This window comes from Lysinibacillus sp. Ag94 (assembly GCF_023242215.1).
Taxonomy (GTDB): Bacteria; Bacillota; Bacilli; order Bacillales_A; family Planococcaceae; genus Lysinibacillus.
The window spans coordinates 3882394-3903782 of record NZ_CP096780.1; the positions used below are offsets into that span (position 1 = coordinate 3882394).

Annotated in this window: 17 protein-coding genes and 3 pseudogenes; 7 read left to right on the plus strand and 13 right to left on the minus strand. The window is 36.1% G+C overall.

Annotation, left to right across the window (positions count from 1 at the left end):
- Positions 1-45: 45 nt before the first annotated feature.
- Positions 46-597, plus strand: a complete 552-nt coding sequence (locus tag MY533_RS18230; protein ID WP_248717058.1) for an ECF transporter S component — start codon at positions 46-48, stop codon at positions 595-597.
- Positions 598-727: 130 nt separating this feature from the next.
- Positions 728-1168, plus strand: coding sequence for a cell wall hydrolase (locus tag MY533_RS18235; RefSeq protein ID WP_248717059.1), 441 nt, complete (start codon positions 728-730; stop codon positions 1166-1168).
- A 58-nt stretch (positions 1169-1226) separates the two neighbouring features.
- On the opposite strand, the gene MY533_RS18240 is transcribed toward MY533_RS18235, so the two are convergent.
- On the minus strand, positions 1227-2693 hold the full coding sequence (locus tag MY533_RS18240) for a plasmid pRiA4b ORF-3 family protein (RefSeq protein WP_248717060.1): 1467 nt from the start codon (positions 2691-2693) through the stop codon (positions 1227-1229).
- A 636-nt stretch (positions 2694-3329) separates the two neighbouring features.
- Between MY533_RS18240 and MY533_RS18245 the strand changes: the two genes are divergently transcribed.
- Positions 3330-3929 carry a hypothetical protein gene (locus tag MY533_RS18245; protein ID WP_248717061.1) on the plus strand — a complete coding sequence of 200 codons (600 nt, stop codon included), beginning with the start codon at positions 3330-3332 and terminating at the stop codon, positions 3927-3929.
- 154 nt (positions 3930-4083) lie between these two features.
- Complete coding sequence (locus tag MY533_RS18250; protein ID WP_248717062.1) at positions 4084-4560, plus strand: hypothetical protein; 477 nt, start codon at positions 4084-4086, stop codon at positions 4558-4560.
- Between the two features lie 426 nt (positions 4561-4986).
- Here the strand turns inward: MY533_RS18250 and MY533_RS22390 are convergent.
- Positions 4987-5641, minus strand: a pseudogene (locus tag MY533_RS22390) (DNA (cytosine-5-)-methyltransferase); the annotation flags it as partial.
- Here MY533_RS22390 and MY533_RS18265 point away from each other — a divergent pair.
- Positions 5616-5933: a helix-turn-helix domain-containing protein gene (locus tag MY533_RS18265; protein WP_248717065.1), complete on the plus strand. Its 318-nt coding sequence runs from the start codon at positions 5616-5618 to the stop codon at positions 5931-5933. The pseudogene MY533_RS22390 and the gene MY533_RS18265 sit on opposite strands and share 26 nt — an antisense overlap.
- A 764-nt stretch (positions 5934-6697) precedes the next feature.
- On the opposite strand, the pseudogene MY533_RS18270 reads toward MY533_RS18265, so the two are convergent.
- From MY533_RS18270 to MY533_RS18280, 3 genes and pseudogenes are all read right to left on the minus strand, one after another.
- Positions 6698-6799, minus strand: a pseudogene (locus tag MY533_RS18270) (CPBP family intramembrane glutamate endopeptidase); the annotation flags it as partial.
- A 124-nt stretch (positions 6800-6923) separates the two neighbouring features.
- Positions 6924-7814 carry an alpha/beta fold hydrolase gene (locus MY533_RS18275; protein ID WP_248717066.1) on the minus strand — a complete coding sequence of 297 codons (891 nt, stop codon included), beginning with the start codon at positions 7812-7814 and terminating at the stop codon, positions 6924-6926.
- Positions 7815-7855: 41 nt separating this feature from the next.
- On the minus strand, positions 7856-8743 hold the full coding sequence (locus MY533_RS18280) for a dsDNA nuclease domain-containing protein (RefSeq protein ID WP_248717067.1): 888 nt from the start codon (positions 8741-8743) through the stop codon (positions 7856-7858).
- Positions 8744-9440: 697 nt separating this feature from the next.
- Between MY533_RS18280 and MY533_RS18285 the strand changes: the two genes are divergently transcribed.
- Together MY533_RS18285 and MY533_RS18290 are read left to right on the plus strand one after the other, a co-directional pair.
- Positions 9441-11084: a competence protein CoiA gene (locus MY533_RS18285; RefSeq protein WP_248717068.1), complete on the plus strand. Its 1644-nt coding sequence runs from the start codon at positions 9441-9443 to the stop codon at positions 11082-11084.
- A 281-nt stretch (positions 11085-11365) separates the two neighbouring features.
- Positions 11366-12274, plus strand: a complete 909-nt coding sequence (locus tag MY533_RS18290; protein ID WP_248717069.1) for a GIY-YIG nuclease family protein — start codon at positions 11366-11368, stop codon at positions 12272-12274.
- Between the two features lie 490 nt (positions 12275-12764).
- Here the strand turns inward: MY533_RS18290 and MY533_RS18295 are convergent, their stop codons facing one another.
- The 8 genes and pseudogenes from MY533_RS18295 to pglZ form a co-directional block, all read right to left on the minus strand.
- Positions 12765-12872, minus strand: coding sequence for a hypothetical protein (locus MY533_RS18295; protein ID WP_248719240.1), 108 nt, complete (start codon positions 12870-12872; stop codon positions 12765-12767).
- Between the two features lie 42 nt (positions 12873-12914).
- Positions 12915-13832, minus strand: a pseudogene (locus tag MY533_RS18300) (IS66 family transposase); the annotation flags it as partial.
- A gap of 128 nt (positions 13833-13960) precedes the next feature.
- Positions 13961-14320 carry a transposase gene (locus MY533_RS18305; protein ID WP_248717070.1) on the minus strand — a complete coding sequence of 120 codons (360 nt, stop codon included), beginning with the start codon at positions 14318-14320 and terminating at the stop codon, positions 13961-13963.
- A gap of 54 nt (positions 14321-14374) precedes the next feature.
- Positions 14375-14728, minus strand: a complete 354-nt coding sequence (gene tnpB, locus MY533_RS18310; protein ID WP_248717071.1) for an IS66 family insertion sequence element accessory protein TnpB — start codon at positions 14726-14728, stop codon at positions 14375-14377.
- Positions 14725-14919 (minus strand): hypothetical protein, encoded by a 195-nt coding sequence (locus MY533_RS18315; RefSeq protein ID WP_248717072.1) that lies wholly within the window; start codon positions 14917-14919, stop codon positions 14725-14727. Before MY533_RS18315 ends, tnpB begins: the two co-directional genes overlap by 4 nt.
- Positions 14920-14988: 69 nt before the next feature.
- Positions 14989-16562 (minus strand): IS3 family transposase gene (locus MY533_RS18320; protein WP_248717073.1). Its coding sequence is split into 2 segments (ribosomal slippage): positions 14989-15920 and positions 15920-16562, totalling 1575 coding nucleotides; the frame shifts between segments, so codons are not numbered across the junction.
- A gap of 157 nt (positions 16563-16719) precedes the next feature.
- Entirely contained in the window at positions 16720-18765 is a 2046-nt protein-coding gene (brxL, locus tag MY533_RS18325) for a protease Lon-related BREX system protein BrxL (protein ID WP_248717074.1), read from the minus strand.
- Between the two features lie 15 nt (positions 18766-18780).
- Complete coding sequence (gene pglZ, locus MY533_RS18330) at positions 18781-21339, minus strand: BREX-1 system phosphatase PglZ type A (RefSeq protein WP_248717075.1); 2559 nt, start codon at positions 21337-21339, stop codon at positions 18781-18783.
- Between the last annotated feature and the right edge of the window lie 50 nt (positions 21340-21389).

Here is a 21389-nt window from a genome sequence, read left to right on the forward strand (position 1 = left end):
TAAAGTAAAAATTATTAAAAAATTCATCCTAGCGAGGACACGCAAATGCAAAATATACAAAGTCAATCCTATACAAAACCACGCACGAAAACATTTGATTTAGTCATTACTTCCATTCTTGCAGCACTAGTTTTCGTCGCGACAATGTTTATTAATATAAAGCTACCATTCGGGCAAGGTGGACTTATTCACTTAGGAACATCCATGCTTTTGATCACGTCGATTTTATTTGGTCCTAAAAAAGGGGCACTTGCTGGAGCAATCGGAATGGGCTTATTCGATATCGTAGGTGGTTGGTTAATTTGGGCGCCAACCACAATTATCTCCCGCGCATTACAAGGCGCCATCGTTGGGAAAATCGCTTGGTCTAAAGGTCATAGAGGCGACGACATCCGATTAAACATTTTAGCAGCCGTTGTTGCTATGCCCGTGATGATGGGCGTTTACTATATCGGGCAAGCGATTATGTTCAAAAGCTGGGTTGCCCCGATGGCATCCATTCCAGGAGATTTAATCCAAAATGTTGTTGGATTAATGATCGCAATTCCAGTATGTATCGTGATGAAAAAAACACCGTACTTCAAAAAGAATTTCTAATAATAATCACGCCATCTTCCTGTTTTGCCAACAGCATCGATGGCGTTTTTTTTAATTATAAAACTATTGTTAGAATTTCACATGACAATAATGAAGGCTTTTTTTCATACTATATGGTGGAGGTGAAAAAATGCCAAGAGTAAAGTATATAAATTCCGACATTGACCTAGTGGCAAGGATGATGAGAGCAGAAGCAGAAGGTGAAGGAAACCAAGGAATGCTATATGTTGGCAATGTCATTGTGAATCGTGTGATAGCAGAATGTCCAGACTTTAAAGATTTAAGAACGATTAATGATGTTATTTATCAGGTACAGGGAGGAAATTATTCTTTTGAAGCTGTTCAAAAAGGCAATATGTTTTACCAAAGGGCGCGACCTAATGAAAGAAGATTAGCAAAACTGACGCTGGATTATTGGCGAGATCATCCCGCGAAATACGCACTTTGGTATTTCAATCCATACGCACCATGTCCGCCAACATGGTACGATCAACCTTTTACTGGTCAATTTAAAAATCATTGCTTCTATGAACCAGCACCTGATACATGTGAAAGTGTTTATCGAGGATAGGTATAACAAAAAATCCCACGGAAAGTTTCAGTGGGATTTTTTGTGGTCTTCTTATTCACTATTCTTCAATTAAATCCATTGACATGTCTTTCATAAATTCTCTAACTTCTCGAATGCCAGGAAGTTCACTCTCTACAAGCTCTACCCCGACAATTTTTGCAAGTGGCTGAAGCATCGGTCTTAACTCTTTAGAGACAAATATTTTACTTGGTCTTACTTCTAAGCCCTGTAAAAATGCCCATAACACACCTTGTGCAATTGGTGGCGTTTTAGGCATCGGGAACAATTCATGTTCAATAATCAAATTGCTTCCTCGTTCAACAAGCATACCAGCAAGCGGATAAACAGTGCGGCTCGTTTCTTCCGACTCTACGCCAAAAGGCATGTAAAATACATCATATTCTACTTGTAGCGCGCTTTTAGGCTTTTTCTTATATTTTGCTTTTTCAAACATCGAAATTTCCTCATAGCACTCAAACGTTGGCTTGGGCATATTTATTTGCAAAATATAGATCTCTTGTAACTCACCATCCATTTGCACTTTAAACATTGGATATTGATGTGCAGCTAGCTGTGGATATTCCCAGCCATCCTTCCGAGCTTCTATAATATTAATCATCCTACTTATAACATCAATTAATAGCACTACCTCTAAATAATCTGGTCTTTCAGGATGCGTTCCCTCCAGATAGCTACGGAACTGAATCCAGTTCTTCTTCCCTCTATACGACAGCCCATTATCTTTAATTAATAGATAATCTGCTTGGTCTAACTCTTCCCTATCAACAAAATTCACAGTTAAAGCATTTAAACCATACGAGAAATCGCTCGATAAATTTTTCTCATAAAGAATGTTAGCTAAGCTAGGATAGCCAAGCTCCGTGTCAAAAATCATTAACCCAAACTCTTCACCACCCGCTCCCATAACAGAAACAAGTACTTTGTAATCTACATCTGCAAAATGAATGCCAACAACTTCATCATCACTAAAATATTGCCATGGCTTTAGTTTTTTCAGGTAATTGGTAAGCTCCAATAAAGTAAGATAATCTGGCTCTAGGTTTTCTAGTAAACTATTTGCCTCTTCATCCTCCCTTATCCGTTCATTAATTTCCTCCAAATCAATCTTGTCCGTTTTACCCGTATGAATATTACCTGCTCCCGCAATACATAAAAGAGTTTCAGAGTTCGTCGGTAAATCCTCATTGTTCTCTAATCGAATAACAAACGATTCACTATTATCAATTATATGGGCAATGGCTTCATCACCGGATTTTCGAAGCCATTCGTCAACCAACTCTTCATCTGTATCTAAATCCGTATCATTTTTAGGTAAAAAACAAATCTTTTCTTTACATACCCGTCCATCTTTTTTAACCATTTCAAAATTAAAATAGTCCGCCCCATCCAAATCAAAGCTTAGTAATATCATTTCATCTAGCAAGGAAAAACTACTGTTCTTCGGTAATACTAACTTTCGATAAATCTCTGGGTTTTTCTGACTTTCAATATGCAGCTGTATCATTGTTTATCCTCCTTCTTTTATTTGTTAAAGGATGCTGATGAAGCTAAGACTTAATCTTTATTAAAGCATACGAGCAATAATTACTTACTCCATCTCTTTATTAAATATTTCTACTTTGTAACTATTTTCAAAGTGAACCACTTTCTATTCACTTTACTAACAACTTACCCGTTCTGCAACACTTCAAAATTCACTCCTCATCAATCATCAAATAACTTAATACTTTCCATATAATTTGTGTAAAACACCCTGAGGGTTTTCTAGTAACAGTGCTTTAATAATCAACAATGATTGATTTTGAAACTTTTATAGCTAATGATATGTTATTAACATACCCGGGGAAAAAGCAAAGGACCATCCTAGTCTTCTTTGATTTTGTTGTCCAATACTGGATTAACAAAGTACGTGAATGTTAATAGAGAATTTATTCGAAAATTATTATTTGAATAATAAAAGTTCAATGGTTATTCACTTTAGTTGAATGTCAAATAATATGTAATAAAAGTAGTGGAAATAAAAATGGCGTAAATTCTCCGTTAAATTAGTATCAGTGGTAATCGTAGGATAGTAATGATTCGAGAGTAATGGATTGCTATAACATTTTAAATTTATCTAGAATAATGGAGGTTATTAATTGTGAAGAATAACTTAATTAAAAGTATTATAGGATTGATTTTTTTCACATTAGTTTTCAGTATCATTTCCCCAAGGCTTGCTAAGGCAAATGAATCGCAGGATTTACAAATAAATAATTCCATTAATCAAGAAGAAACACTTGCAGTTAATGAATTAGATGGCGAAACAGATGGTCTAAATCAAATTTTAGATACGCCTTCAGATTCTTTCAATGATCCAAGAATCAATTTAGAAGATGAATTTGAAATCCAACCACGTATAGCTCCAGTTATTCCGTTATTGGCAGGTATTGTAATTAGGTCTGGGGTTTCATTTATTGCAAGAACTTCTACAGGAAATGTAGTTAGAGTATCAGCACATGCCGCTGAACGAGCAGTAGAGCGCAAGATTACTGCAAAAATGATAGATCAGAGTTTAGCTAATGGTACAAAATATGTAGATATCCTAAGCGGTGAAAGGGTTGCTTGGGCATCAAACGGCAATAAAGTTGCAGTCTTACTTAATAAAAATTCAGATGTAATTGAAACTGTTTATGATACAACTTCCCAAAAATTAAAATGGTTTAAAAATTCTTGGCAATATATAGGGGATATAAAATAATTTTAATGTAATATTTAGGTATAAGCTCTATTGTATTAACAGATTCTATCCAAAATTCACATAGACCGACAACAATCCATAGTATAGTGACTGTGGGCTGTTGTCATGGATTTAGTTATACTGTAGTGTTAAAAAGTAAAAAGGGGTTTAATTTATGGCCATATTAAAAGACTATTCTACTGTACCTAGTAATTGTGAAGTTGAAATAAATTTAAAGTTAGTTAATGAAGAAAGCATTGAATTTCGCATTGATTTACGCTCCGGTCCTGCTTTTCCAGAGGCTCATATGGAAATAGCTTGTTTAAAGAGGGACTTCTTAAAGTTATTAGATGATCTACAGCATATTGATAATATCCATCTAAGTATGCTAGAATTTCTTGATCCTGGATTGTGCATTTATCATATTCCTGAATATGGTACCTACCATTTTCCCGGATATGGTCTTTTTCAAATTCCGGAGCAGGAAAGACAAGAAAATGAACCTCGTATTAAATTAATTTTTGTATTAGATGCAGGCTATAAAAATCATCTTCGTGCAACAGGATGTGGTCCTTCATTATGTCTAATAGTGAAAATGGAACAAATCACTGAGTTTGTAAATAGTTTAAAACAAGAAATGGATGACTTCTAAATTCTAACAAAGTATATTCGTAAAACACAGAACAAATAAGGTTTGTTATTTTTTATTGTTTTTCGGTGTAATTATTTAAAAAGTCATTCAAAAGAATAATGAATGGCTTCTTTCTATAATATAGAGAAAAAAGATGTAAATTTTAGAAAGCTATAATTACAACTATATAAATAATATTATTGCCCCAAGCTTGTTTGAAGGTTGCTGCTTATTGCAGTAATCATTTTTGGAATATTTGACTGCCGTTCTTAATGGATATGCGAACTTAGTTGCTTCAGCTTATGTTTTATGTTTACAACCGATTTTTAGTTGAACCATAAGCCATTTGACCTTAGAAAATAAACTGTTTCGATAACAAAAAGGACTCGATTATGAGTCCTTTTGCTTGTTGTATTTGTTTATTAATTACTTAAAAAACAAACATTATTAACTTAACACAGCCTTAACTTCTTCTGTATTGTACTCACGTACGATTTCTCCTAACTCAATTCCTATACGTTCAACGATTCCTGTAACTAATGCATTTCCCATGAAGAACAAACGCATACGGTCTGAAACCTCATGGACATTTTCAAGACTATCCTTTTTGAATTTTGTCCAGTCTGGTAGGAAATCTTGCAATAATTCAGCTTCAATCGGTGTAAGCATACGGTACTTTCCATCAACTTTAAGTAAATGTGTGGAACGGTTTACAGAACCTTCACTTGTAAGCATTGTGCGTCCCGGTAAGTCGAGAGAATCATACGGGCTCATCCCACCTACTAAAGGCATATTTATGACCGTTATCAGCAACACGCTCAATTTTTTTAGGACCACGTAAATATTCAAATTTCTTAAGCTTTGAATCGTCATCGTCCAACTGATAATTTGCGATATATTTGCTGTACTCTTCTTCACCAAATTCGCGCACAAAGTATTCTTTCGCTTCCCGAACAACTTCACCCAATGTCTTTGGTGATTCCTTAATAGCTTCCGTATCAATCGTGAAGTATTGACCGTAACGCATAATACCAGTATTCCAAATAGTTCCTGTGAAATTATCAGAGATGTCTACGATGTACTCTTCGTTTAGGATGTCTTTATCAGACAATGTAAGCCAAGAAGAACTAGCATATAGTGCTTCCTTGCATAACACATATATTGGACAACTTGAACGTGGAGAAAAGAACGCTACAATTGAAAGCCTTACAAAAATATACATGGCTTTAGAAATTACATTAGAAGAGCTATTTGATGATAAAGAAAGCCATCAAAAAGTGCTTTGCTTTGAATTAGAGGAAATGGTACGTCTGTTAGAAGGTCGTTCTAAGAAAGAGCAAAGAGCCGTTTTAAATTTTATTGAGTCTTTAATTGCTTGGAAAGATAATGAATAGTTGTTGGGTATCAATCTTTAAGAGAGCAATTTATTGTGTATTGGTGCAGCTACAACAATCGTTTAGGCCATAGCGATGTACAAACCACAATGAACATCTATGCACACTTTACGAAGAAAACGAAAGAAGAAGCTAACAGAAGTTCGCCAACCACATTGAAAATGTAGTTGAGCGACTACGCTTTGACTTCGTTCGATCGATACTCAATGAAACTATATGACATAAGGCAAAATAAAAAAAACTTAATACATGGGTTTTACGTTTGTGACATAAAGCATAAAATTTCCGAAAAATAAACCATAAAACTTCCAAGCTTAGAGTAGGAAGGGCTTATAGCAATAAATAGTTGGAAATTATATATGATTATAGATACTATCTCAAAAGAAATCCTAACGTTAGAAAATCTTATGCTTTATTTATTTTACTTTAGGAAGTGTTATGCTTTATTTTTTTACCTTAGGAAATTTTATGGTTTAATCCATCTAAAAGATTAAATTAACGATATCAATCATAGTGGTATTACACGAATATCTTAATCGAGTTATTTTATTCCTGTTATCTTGGATTATCTGCCCTTTAATATTTGCAGAGCCGTTAGTTTAAGTATATTCCTTATCATACTTTGTTGATTTTATATTATTAATTATATTTTACAGGAATGTTGCCCGAAAGCCGCAAAATGAATAGACTGCTAGTAACAGTCTTTTTCAGCTCTTGTATCTGGTTGTTTGCATTGTATGTTCCGGCTACTTGTAACAATATCTTTATACTAAACTAAACAACAAAACCATAATTCCATTAGTTAATCCATGAATAATAACTGATGACTGGATCCAATTAGTTCGTTCATACGCTAAAGCAAAAATGAACAGCTCAACGATCTTCTAGCAAAGCCCTCGTAAGCCATCCATATAATGCTGCGTCCCTCAGCCTGCTCAGCCCCCTTGGACACCACAAAACTCTGGCTAGTTGCTATTCAGGAAGCGCGTGTCAATTGCGACGAGCCGTTCGCTCTATACCATCAACGATTACTTTGTACAGTTGGGGCGGCAGATCGTGTCCCATACCGTCAACCAACATTAGCTCGGCACCAGGGATGGCAGAAGCCGTGTCCTCGCCACACGCCGGGTCGATTAGGGGATCATCCACCCCATGAATGACAAGTACTGGTACTTTTATGGTTGCAAGCCGCGGACGACGGTCACCGGCGACAGCCATAGCAGCAATTTGTCGTCCGACACTGCCTGGATCGTAGTCTCGCTGAACTTCCTCTAGAATGAGCGCCCGATGAGCATCCTCTTCAAACGGATATCCGGTGCCGGCGATGCGTTTGGCAAAAGAGAGCTTGTGCGCCAAAAATCCTTCTTCATCCTCAAATGGGTTCGGCGCAGGTTTAGTCATCATCGCCATGACTTCTGGGGAAGTTTGCGGAAGAGCGGGATTACCGGTACTGGACATAATGGACGTGAGTGATAAAACCCGTTCAGGGTACTCACAGGCTACAATCTGAGCGATCATTCCGCCCATCGACCTGCCAACGAAATGTGCTCGGTCAATTGATAGTGCGTCGAGCAGTCCGATAGCGTCTTTGGAAATGTCATAGAGAGTGTAAGGGATGTCTGGTCGCTGTCCCGACATGAGAGCAGTAGCCAGTGCGTTAAAATCCAGTGTCGGATAATGGCTAAAGTGCGTCGAGCAACCTACATCGCGATTGTCAAAGCGGATTACGCGAAAGCCCCGCGCTGCTAATATCCGACAAAACGAATCCGTCCATCGGATCATCTGGCTTCCAAGCCCGGAGATTAGGATAATAGCCTCGTCATTTTCGTTACCGAAACTGTCATAGGCCAATTCAACGTCGTTTATTTTCAGAATGTTCATAATTATGTTCTTCTCCTTTTATTTCGATATCGGAAGTTCTGTTATAGGCAGAAGGCGTGAATCTTCGATCGCTGCAGTACGATGCCCGATACCGGCCATGTACTCTTGATGACTTGAAAAAGCAAGAAACGACTCCGCGCTGCTCTGGCCGAACTTGACATAACTTGTTTCAGTTTAGAAAAAACCTCTGAGGAAACCCCTTTTTTCCTTACGAGACTTGTATAGCTAATGGGCATTTTAATGAGAGTTTTACTTTTCTTTCTAACTTCATCTATTATATCTCTCAAAATTTTATTACTGTTTGAAGTGTATATATCCTTGTTATCTAATGCTTGAAAAAATTCTCCAGCAACTATTTTTTCATAGTTGTCCAAAGATAAATCACCTTGATATAAAAAAGTATTTTGAACAAAACTTTCAAAGCATACATTAAAAATATCTGGTTCTATATTCGCATACTCTAATAAAAGCAACTCTCGAATCTTTTTATATAAATCTGGATTTACTACTTTCAATTCTTTATTGTCCTCAATTACGGATTGCCACGTAGAAACTTCAGTATCCATTCCTATATTAGAAACAAAGTGGCATTTGTTACATTCATTTTTAAAGTTTAAAAAATTATAAAATATAAACCCTAGAAATGAGTGTTTATAACTTCCATCTTGTTTTTTTGTCCTATTAAATAAACGTGAAAAAGACCATTCTTTATATTTCGCAGATGTCTTTATTTGAAAAAATCCCGCACAACTTTCACCTTGTTTCGATTTAGCCATATCATCATGAAATTCACAAAATATAATATAATCATTTCCATTTTTATATTCTTGTATCATATGATATACAATCCAATGAGCTTGATATTCAAACCTGTTATAGCTATCAGAGCCAGCTTTTTCTCTTAAGCTACTATTCAATATCGTCTGCATGAGCAATTCCTCCAAGAATTAAAAATTTGTTGGCCAAATAAATGCAGCTATAAAACAAGACACTATACCGCTTTCGAATTATCAGTATTTTTTATTTTTCACCTCCGAACAAACGTTTAATAATTTTAACTAAATTCATTAGTGTCGCATTAAAAGAATTTAACATCGTATATTTAACCTAATTTTCTGTAAAGTGTTTAGCGCATAAAAAAATCCTTTATAATGGCTGGGTGGTAATAATCCATCCAAATCCAAAATAACGGACAATCGCATGGACAAGTTTACACGAAAAATGTCATTCAACTAGTTCCATTAAATCTTCCCAAAATGTCAGCCATTGTTTTTTATCCCAAATATATGTACTTTAAAACATCGGTATTATATATTGTTTCGAGCCTTCAATTATTTCTTGTAGATTTGTTTCATTGGCTTTCAATAATATCACTCCAAGTTTATAAAATGGATTTAGGCAAAGTTACTTTCAAATAGACATAAATTCATAATTATATTTTACCATATTTATACTTAATATATAATAAAAGCATAATTCAAGTCTTAGCCCTCTTAGGTTTTCTATTAATTACTTTCGCTATAACACGTACTTACAAGATACAAGTAGATAATCCCATTTAGTTTAATCATGCACCATTTTTCATATTAGAAGAACCTAATTTGTCTTATTATTTGAGGTGAGCAAATGTTCGTAGCAATCGATCAAAACAGGGAAAAACAATTTGCCTTTCATGATGATAAGGTACGCTTAAAGTCTTTATCCGCTACAAAAAAACTTTATTGTCCAAACTGCCAAAAGCAAGTCTTCTTTCGTGGAGGGCCAAAGCGTATACATCACTTTTACCATGAAGCTCATGTTAAATGTAGTTTTGTTGGGGAGCCTGAAACACAGGAACATCTTGGAGGTAAATTAGCAATTTATAATTGGTTAAAAGAGCAATATCCAAATGCCTATGTCGCATTAGAAGAACGAATCACTAAGACAAATCAAATTGCGGATGTATATGCGGATTTTGGTAATGATCACAGGTTTGCATTTGAGGTACAGTGCGCAGAGCAAACAGCTGAAAAGTGGCTAGAACGTCGTAAACTCTATGCAATAGCGGGTATAACAGACATATGGCTATTTGGTGCTAATTATTATAAAGAAATTGATTCTGAAGATATTGAGGAAGGCGAAATTGTTCTCCGATTAAAGTACTTACAGCAAACTGTTAATGAAAAAGAGCGTAGTGTTTACTTTATTGATGTGAAAAATAATCTCGTAAAACATATAGGAAAATTTTTCGGTATTTCCTATCGCACCGAAACAAGAGCTTCTATAAAAATGCAGCAAATCCCTATTAATGAAATGAAAATTTATAAGATCCCATCACCTTGCAAATACGTTTTAGGAAATAAACTTTCATATGAAAAGCTTCAAGAATATTTTATAGCTAGAACCAAGGAAGCAGCAGAACTATGGCATGAACGTAAGAAGCAAAACGCCATAACAATGCAAAGAATCCAGCAAAGACAAGAGCAGCGAAAGAGATTCAATCTATATAAAAAGTATTTGAATAACTTTAGTATAGAAAAAGTATTGCAGCGGATGTCACATAGGGAACAAGTTCTATTTAAACAATTAATAAAGGAATATGGTTTGACCGATTCAAATTTCCCTGGCATCTTCAATATTCAAATGCAAGATTATAAATTTATTCATACACCTTATCCTTTGTGGCAATTGCTCGTATTTCATAAAGCTATTAAGCATAATTACAGTAAAAAACAATTGATCTTTTCTAAATATTTATTTCAGGATATAAAGGCACAACTCAGATATGATATTGCAGACAGTAAAGAAGTTGCTACTTTAATTCACAGCTATCTTGTTCTCCTAGAGAAGAGTGGATTTTTGGATAAAAAAACATTTTATCGAAAGTATACTCATCCATTCACAATTGAAAACAATGTATTACCAATCGTTAATAATAAAGAACTTAATGTAAATGTCGGCTTATATTTTTCTGAATTTAATCTATTAGAGATTGGATGGGGTGACTACTATACTATTAGTGTATTTATTAACAGTGAGGAACAAAAGGATTTGCAAAAAGCTGTGAACTATTATCAAAATCTCGTAATTAATAGAATGGAATCCCCTCTTCATATTGAAGAAGGTTTAATCGAATGGTTTCAACAAACTGCCTTGAACCATTCTATCCAATTAGAAGCACATGAAAAAGAGTTTATCGATTATTTAAATCGCCTAGTGCTAGAGGGTGAATTTATTTCACAGGCAGTATTTGATACACTTATTGCACTGTTAGAAGTAAAATTTAATTAAGGTAGTGAGTTAGTGTAATTCATCACTATGAACTTCTAAATTAATCCTCAATATTGTTAAAAATTCTAATAATGAATATTCAATTTCTTAACTTACTACTACGAACAAACGTTTTGAAATTATAAATTTAAAAAATATAATTTCCTTCTATAGTATGAATACCATTGCAGAGTATCCTTTGTCTTTGCATGATATAATAGTTAATGTTTTGATCAGTGATTTTTACATAGTTTTATGTTCAGATATTAATTAACAACAACATTTCAAGGAGATGAATAGCCTTGCCTAAACGTGGAAAAAGCATTAATTTATTTTTAATGGATGGCACTCCAAATGGCCGTATCAAATGTACTCTTGCTAACTGGACGGGAGTCGCGTATAAAATTCCTCGCACAGACCTTGACAAATGCAAAGGACGAAACGACCTATCACAAAGCGGGGTATATTTTCTATTTGGTACATCTGAAGAAACCGGGGAAAATGTGATCTATATTGGTCAAGCTGGCGTGAGAAAAAATGGAGAAGGAATTCTATACCGCCTACAGGAACATAAACGGAATCCAGAAAAAGATTATTGGACAGAATCGGTAGTATTTACGACCTCAAATAACTCTTTCGGTCCCACAGAAATAAGTTATCTTGAGAACCGTTTCTGTGCAATGGCTATGGATGCCAAACGGTATATTGTCAAAAACGGAAATGATCCTACCTCTGGGAACATCACAGAGGAAAAAGAGAGTGAACTTGAGGAATTCATTGATTACGCCAAACTAGTTATGGGTACGCTCGGTCACAAGATTTTTGAAAAATTAACTGAGATAAAATCGCAAAGTGAAATATCAGATACCTTTAGCAATGATGAGTTATTACTATACTTGAAGCGTAAGAGCAGAAAAAGTGGTATCACCATTGAAGCTAAGTGCAAACAAACTACAGAAGGGTTCGTTGTACTCAAAGGCAGCCATATTGAAACTATCGATTCTGACAGTATACCACCTGGAATCAAAGATAAACGTCACAAAGCTCCATTCGATGAAAAAGGTATTTTGCAAGAAGATGTTCTTTTCCGCAGTCCCTCTTATGCAGCTGCATTTGTTATTGGTGGTCACGCAAACGGCTTAACTGAATGGAAAACAGTAGATGGAAAAACATTAAAAGAGATAGAACATAATGATGAAAGCAAAGAATAATTTCATATTTCTAACTTTCCTCCACAACCCTTCAATATAATAATGTGGTATACTCCTACAACCATAAATCTTAGTATAAAAACAACCCTTGAAAGTTCCGTCAATTAGCCACTTCCAAGGGTTTCAATCATTATTTTAACTCCAACCACGCGACTACTTCACAATATGCATAATTATTTTAAATATTAATTATAAAATTATTTTATTGAATCAAAAATGACGACTTACTATCCATTCTAAATCAAGTTGGATGGATATAACGAGGAAAGGAATAAAAAACTTACTACCTACAGGAACAAATCTCCTATTTCACTTTATTCAATTTCATATTTGGATAAGTAAATATAATAAAAGGGTGGAATTTTAGGTTAAATCCTATAAATAATCAACTTGAAGAATTTTAATGGTAAGCCCGAAATATAAAAAATAAGCGCACCTTCTCGGTACGCACGACGAATGGCCATCTATCCTATTTTTTTCGGATAGATGGCTATTTTGCACATGTGACTTGGATTTTTTCCGACCAAGGCATGTAATTATTTAAAATCTCTGGTTGTTGGTGAATTGGTAAATTTGGCAATTCTGTCATTAATGTCACCAGGTATTGATAGAAATCGATGCCATTTGCTTTTGCCGTTTCAGCCAAACTTAAACAGATCGCATTTGCTTTAGCGCCTGCTTCACTAACAGAGAAAAGCCAGTTCTTACGACCAATCACATTTGGACGAATCGCATTTTCAGCTGGATTATTATCGATTTCAATCCTACCGTCGAACAGAAAAGCTTTTAATCCGTGGATACGATTTAATGTGTATTCTGCGGCTTTGGCTAAGGCATTTTTTCCGAAGAAAGGTGATTCATCCACCCATTTTAAGAATCTCTCTACAATCGGCTTTGAATGTTTTTGCCTTGCTTTTCTGCGTTTACCTGGTGACAGATGCTTAAATTGGCGTTCTAAATCATATAGTTGATCACAATAATTGACGCCAATTTTGCCGTTTTTACTATCAGCTTTCAGCCAATAGCGCCGCACATGCGCCCAACAGTTGGCGAACGTAACGTTAGGTAGATTCCCGTATGCAGAATAACCATCACAAATCACAGTTCCTTGAAAACCAGCTGTAAAATCTTCTAATACAGAACGGCTTCTCGATAAAGCGCTTTGAAAAAGAACGATGATCGGTCCTTGACTTGGCACGCTTCGGAACACCCAATTATAGGCGTTTGATTGACCGGATTTTCCGTCTGAACGTTTGATTATTTGCGCGTAGGTTTCATCTACATGCAGAACAGATTTTGCTGTTAATGTCTGCTTCAACTGTTCATGAACCGGTAGAAGCCAATCTTCAGCTGCACGGATCACCTAGTTCGATAAGTTCTTATCATTCGTAAGCAGGCCATATCGTTCCCACTCCTTTATCTGACGGTAAAGAGGCAAGTATTGAATGAACTTATCGTAGATGAGTTTTGCTAGAACGGTAGGTCCCGCAATGCTTCGCTGAATGGCAGCTTGTGGGGCTTTCCCACGTTTCATTTGTGCTTTTTGTGTGGCATCCATTTTGCAGTGCTTGCACTTTAGGCATGTTCAATATGCTGAATGCGCATCATTTTTGCCGGAATGAATTTGGCTTCTTCACGCGCAATAGTTGTACCGGCTTCGGTCATTGGGCCAAGACAACAGTCGTATTATGTATTGGTGGGATGATGGTGAATTTCTTCTATTTCAATCCCATCATGAAAAGAATCATTCCTTTTTTTCTTATGTAATTTACGGTTAACAGTATAAGTAATCGTCGCTGTGCTTTGTTCTTCTGTGTGCTCAGATTCGTTAAAATACGGATCGTCATCGAATAAAGAGCCTTGTCCGTCTGGCGCTTGATACTTTGATTTTTCCGATTTTGAACCATATAAAGCCTTGGTTAATTGGCGAACTTGTTCAGTCAAAGCTTCGATTTGTCGATTTGACTGAGCTAATTGTTGCTCAAGCATTCGAATTAATCTTTCATTTTGATTTTCTCGTTTAGGAACGTTCGTCAAATCATTCATCACATTTCCGTTCAGTATAAGTTATGGATGATTATAACATCTTAATAGGTGAGTTTAAAAGACACCTTTTGTAGATTTCGTAATTGCTTTTGGCTGCTGAAGCGATAAACCTTCTAAAAGCCAGCGAAGTTCCTTTTGTGAAAGGTTACGTACTTCCTTTTCATCTTTTGGCCATTGCAGTTTGCCATTATCTAATCGTTTATAAAGTATGGCGAATCCATCTCCATCAAAATACAAACATTTATAACGGTCTTTACTCGTTCCAGAAAATAAGAAGATGGAATCACTATATGGATCAAGTTTAAAAGCATCCTGAATGAGTGTTGCGAGACCGTCAATACTTTTACGCATATCGGTCTTACCGCAAATAATGTAGATGTTCTGCACACTCGTAAAATCTTGCTTCATTGATTATTCAACCCCTTCATAATCGTTTGGATAATGCGCTCATCTACGCCATTAAAGAAGGAAATTTCAGTACTAGTTGTTTTAATGATGCAGCTCGGCTCAGGAGAGTTTTGTGGTGGAGTTGTTGATGATGAGTTGTCAGTGATGGGATTTAGTGTCACAGGGACAATTGTTAGTTTGGTAGTTGACATAAAGAAGCACCTCCTCTAATCTTTTGAACTGCTCCCTGTCAAGTAGACAGTGGAAATAATAAAAATGCTTTAAGCGGCTTTAGTCCTGAATTCTACAGGACTAAAGCCGTTTAATGTTTCTTGATAACGTTCGTTATTATAGAATTCGATGTACGTATCAATGGCGTGTTTTAATGCCTCAAACGTCTCAAACTTATGTAAATAATACTTTTCTACTTTCAGTGTCCCCCAAAACGCTTCAATTGGCCCATTATCGATGCAACGGCCGACTCTCGACATACTATGTGTTAGTTTTGCCTTCTTCATAATTCGCTTAAATTCTTTAGATGTATATTGATACCCACGATCACTATGTAAAAGCGGAAACTCATCTTTTGACAGTTGACGAATAGCTGGTCTTACCGTCTCAAAAACAAGGTCATTATTGTTTGAATGACCTAATACGTAACTCACAATGGACTTATCATAAAGATCGATAATCGCACTTAAATAAGCCTTCTTACCGTTACCATACTTGAACTCCGTCACATCTGTACACCATTTCTGATTCGGCTTTTCGGCTGTAAACATACGTGCTAACACGTTTTCTGCTACGTAATCCGGTTTCACCTTTATGTACTTTTTCGGACGACGGCGAATCACCGCCTCTAAACCACAAATTTGCATTAGACGATAAATACGCTTCTTATTCACTTTCGCTAAGTTTTCTTTTTCACGTTGGCGGTTGATAGTCATTGCGATACGGCGGTAGCCATAAATGCCATCTATTTGTGTATATAAGTGTTGGATAGACGCCATTAGCTGTTGGTTCTCCAATTCCCGTGCTGAGGGTTGACGATTGAGCCATTTGTAATAAGCTGCACGGGATACCTTGGCGATTTTACATAATAAAATAATCGATAAGTTTTCATGCTTCGCTAGCTCTTGGATCGCGAAATAGAGGCTTTGAATGCGAACTTTACTTAACGATACCTCCTTTCGATTTCCTCTAACTTTTTTAGTAGTAAATTTTCTGCACGTAATCGTTCATTTTCGCGCTCCATCTGTTGAATTTTTAAGCGTAATTCATCTTCTGGTGTGCGTTCTTCTGCTGGTTTTGTACGACCTCGTTGATCTTGAAGGGCCTTTTCCCCATCTTGTTCAAACTTACGTACCCATTGATACACCTGTTGATAAGATACCTCATATTGTGCTGCTGTCTCTTGATAATTCTTCGCGTTTGCTAGGCAGGCTTTGACGATTTCAATGCGTTCTACTACGGTTGTTTTTCTTCCTTTAGTCATAGTTTGGCTCATTCCTTTACCCGAATCTTTTAATTCACTATGACTAGTATAGGTTTTTAACCATGATTTGAACAACGACCAACTGCTAATTTCATATGTTGAGAGGATTTCGTACATTGAATACTTTTTTGTTAAGTAGTCTGCTACTGCTCGTTCTTTTAGTTCTTTGGAGTAAAACTTATTTTTCTTAGCTGGCGTTAATGCTTCAATTCCCCCGGTTTTAAATTTAGTACGCCAGCTTTTAAATGTGTAAGTCGAAATAGCGTACTTTTCACAAATTTCTCGAATAGAATAAAGCTCTTCCTCTACATATTGAAGAGCTAACAATTTCATTTCAGGTGTTATTAGTTGTTTCGTCATAAAAAAACTCCCCATTTAATAAACAGATTTTATTTTTTAATCTGTCTACCTAATGGGGAGCATATTATCGTACCGGAGGTGCCTGTTTGTTTATATGTGTTATTTGATTACGGGCTTACGGAATAATGGCTTTCCCACTATTCCCTAAGTTAATATATTATTGTACTCCTAAAGCTTTAAAAACAGCATCAATCGGATCCGAATAAAACACCGGCTGCACCTTCACCAATAAATCTGGTGGAACAGTTTGTAAATCCATAACAGAAGCTGCTGGTATTAATACTTTCTTCGCACCAGCATCTACACAAACTTGTAGGACATTCGCGAATTCCTCTACTTTCGCAATTGTTCCACCAACCGTCATGTTACCGATAATGACCATACTTTCCTGCACAGGTTTTTCTAAAGCACCTGAGCAAAGACCAATCAATTCTGCAATAGCTAACTCTGACGTTAATCCAATTCCCTGTAAGTCTGTTATATGCATTAAATAATCCTTCGTTTTCGTACTAATCGAATTACTTACGCTTTTACTATTCGCTGTAAAGAAACGGAAAGCTGTGTCTAAACTTTCTTTTGTATCACGTGAAGAACCTACGCCTGATTTATCAAACTTCCCCGTACCACTTACTACTTGGTTTTCAAGCTTGTACACGCCAATCATACCTGTATGCGACTGGCCAACTAAGTAAACGTGTCCGGGTCTTAACATTCCCTCAGGAATCAGTTTACCTCCGCCTTGTTCCGGTACAGAAACATACTCTTCTAACATCGTTTCTTTATCCAAATAAGAAAACATCACATCGTAAAATTCCATGCCGCCGATTTTCTTTAGCTGCTCTTTTACACGACGACGACCTTCTAAAGCGTATTTTAATATTTCTTCGATATCTTCACGTGTAAATTCACCATGTGGATATAATAGCTTCACTAAGCCTGAAACTGTTTTACGTACTGCAATCGTATCACGTTGATTTAAATTGTTACCTAGTTTAAAGTAGCGATCAATTGAATCTGCAAACGAACGTTTACGCATCTCACGGAAAAATTCTGCAACGTAATCTACGATAAAACCATATCTATCCGTAAAGAACTCTGGTCGCATTTTTGGAATTTCCCAGCCTGGCATGTAATAATGCATACGGTCAAAGAATGCTGTATCATTTGCCATCTCTTCAGGGAACGGTGCAAATAAATGCGACGTTTTCAATAAGACATCGACACTTTGATTAATGTTTCCTACAAATACCATTGATGCAGAAGCATTCTTTTCCTCTTTACCACGTGCAAATGAACCTGATGCCATATAGTCTTTCATAATTTGAATGCCATCTTTATCTTTAAAGCGAATCCCAGCAACTTCATCAAACGCTACGCAATCCCACATACCAACAAGTCCTACTTTACGAGTAGACATATTGTAGAAAAGGTTTGCTACTGTTGATTGGCCACCTGACACTAAAATCGAGTTCGGTGAAATTTCTTTATAAACGTGTGACTTACCAGTACCACGCGGACCAAGTTCACACATATTATAGTTATTCTCTACAAGAGGCACTAAACGTAGCAGCAAATGCCACTTCACACGTTCTTCTAGCTGAGTTGACTCCATACCTGTTGAACGAATTAATACATCAATCCATTCCTCCTTTGTAAAACGCTTGCGACCTTCAAATACTTCGTTAATATCCATATTCGGCATTTGAATTGGCTTTAAATTGCTCACGCAAAATGGATTCATATTGCGTACTTCCTCATCAAAGAAGTAATCTATTTTCACCATGCACCAAATACCACCAACAAGTAGCTTATCGAATTCTTTTACATAGCTTGAGGACACTGGTACGCCTTTTAAACCAAGATTAGAAAACTCCGCCTCATACGTATCGTTTTTAGGATTAAGCGCAACTGTAATTTTATCGATGATAGAGTATTGACCAAGTTCGCGAATTCGAGATTTAATTTTCTCCGCTTCATCGGGACGTACAAAATTTTCTGCAAGGATCTTTTTAACTCGTTCTACACCTTCGCCTATACTTACTTCATCATCCGTGGCAGCATACATTCCAAGCAAATATTCCAAGACGTATATTGGAACATTTGCCCCTTCTTTAATAAGCTTTGTTAAATCTTTGCGGACAACACGACCGGCAAAATGCTCATTTAATTTTTTATCTAAATTAAGTGTCGAAACCTCTTCCATGTTCACACCTCACTATTAAAAGTCAAAATCACTTACGATACCTAAATTAATCGTAAATGGAATACGTTCAATTTCCATCTCAATTTCCGTATCTTTAATAACTAAATAATACGTCTTACTACGGTCATATGGAATATTTTTCAACGCAAATCTCAACTTAAATGTGCGCTCAGCTGGATTATCGAATGAACGATCCCCAATTACTGTTTCCTCATTGGATAAAACATTGTTATCTTCATCAACCATGTAAATTACTACTATTCGAGGCTTTAGTTTATCGCCAATCTTTTCTGTCTGGAAAAAGTTCAAATTGAAAATACGATTTGTAATTTTACGTATCGTGCTTGTAAGCTTAATATCAACTTTTGAAATTTGTTGCACACCTTTTTGCCCTGCACGTTTATTTTTAAACGACAGAAGCGGTACCGTGATTTCTTGCAAACTTGCTCCACCATGTACAAAGTTCACGCCTGGGCCTTGCATACGGTTACGGATTGTTCCGTTGGGTACATATACATGAAGCTGTTGCTCATTTTGCACAACCGATGATAAATCAATGTTAATATGTCCATCAATTTGTTGATCTTCTTTCGATAAAATGTAACGGCGCTTCACTTCCAGTGTATCCATTTTAACTTTTTCCAGCTTATCGCTTTCTTTTAACGATTCGCGTTGATATAAGAAGCCATGGTCTGCTGTAATATAAACATTCGTTCCACTTAAGTCGTCCCGAATAATTTTTACTAAATCATAAAGCTGGTTCATCGCTTTTTCTACTGCATCAAATGTATAAATCTCTGTAGACGCCTTATCACCCATTGCATCGATCGTATCATGATAAATATAAATCAGCTTTTTGCCTTTGAAAACTTCGCGTCTACCAGCCTTATTCATATCCATAATTTCTTGCAAATGAACGGCTATGCTCTCCTCAACTGCTGATTTTAAGATTGCCTTACGATTTTCTAAGCCAGATGAATCTTTACCATTTACTAAAACTTGTGTCGATGCATCAAAATCTACTGTCTTATGCGGAAGTAACGATGCCATACCGAGCTTTGTAATCGAAGGAATAACACTCAACATCGTTTGAATATCGCAAGAACCGATTGTTTCTGAATTTAAACGCTCAGATAGTTCAACACCAACCTCATAGCGGAAAGCGTCCGAAATAATCATAAATACACGGTCACCATTGCGCATATGCGGTGCCACTGTAGAAGAATAGAACGATTGCTGATTCATGACACCTGGCAATGACCACTCTTTTGTCATCTCAGCCTTTACAGCTTGTGACCAGTTAACACTTAGCTCGCCAATAAACCAATGTGTATATAGGTGTTCCACCAGATCTTTTAACTTTTTCAAAATCTCATTATTGTTCTCTGCATCATACGCCACATAAAACTTTCGGTAATATGTATCCATAACATAATACTTACTTTCGTATGCTTTATAGATTTCTGATGCTTGACCTGAAGGAATGCCGTGGCGATGCTCAGTATAAAACGCCTGCATTTTCACGCTAAAAAACAACGCTTCGTAAATCGAGGAATAACGCTCATAAAAATGCTTCGCTCTTCTTAGCTTAATGAGCTTAATATACTCTTCAAAATCCTCGCGTCCTTCTAAAAGACTATTCGCAATATAGATAATGATTGCTTTATCGACATATGGGAATGTATCCGCTTGCTTAAATTCATCGATAGGAATTGGTTGTAAAAGTTTCGAAAGTTGGATTTCTTGCTCTACGATTTCAACATATTGATCGTATAGCTCAAAATCTGTTTTATGGTGCATCCAGTGGTCCATGAGGACAAGCGCATTCGTTTTACTACGAACCGCAACAAAGTCTTTCACAGTCGCTAAATATTGCTCTGGCACGCTATGACTAAACGCAGTAACCGCTAAATGAATGAGCAATGTCTTTAATGTTTTACTCTCTCGTTCATAGCCGTACATATTGGCAACATATTTCCAAAACGTATCGACATCAAAGAACTTGTCCATTTGTGATAAGTATTTATTGTATTCATCTTCCAGTGTATCCGTTAATACCGTTTTTAAAATCTCTTCAAAGTCTGGCACCTTCACGTTGCATAAAACACTCATAATCGCAAGTTCGATAGACTCTTCACTATATACTTCGATATCAATTGCTTGGAATTTACGGTAACGCTCTTTATTTTGGAAGAAGCGCTCATATTTTTTTACGACACCACGTAATGCTGAATCAATTTGAAGGTCATTTAATATAAGCGAAATACGGTCCGCATAAAACGTTTTTGAATATAACACTGTATCTGCTAACCAATTATTTTCTAAACCTAAATCAACGTTCGTATAAATTAAATAATGGGACTCTTTATCCTCTTCCTCTAATAAATATTTCATGTAAAATTGATTGTTATCCAATAATGTTTGGACTTTAACTCCATCCAAAACGAATTGATCAATTTCCTCAATAAACTCTCGTTCCTTATCTACCCAAAAGACAATTTTCCGCTGTTCTCCGTCTTTTAACGGCTCATTGAAAATGTCTTGTAATGCAGATGTTACTTGTTCGATATTCATTTATCTGCACCTTCTCTTCTAATTAATTTCCTATCAATTATAACCTACTA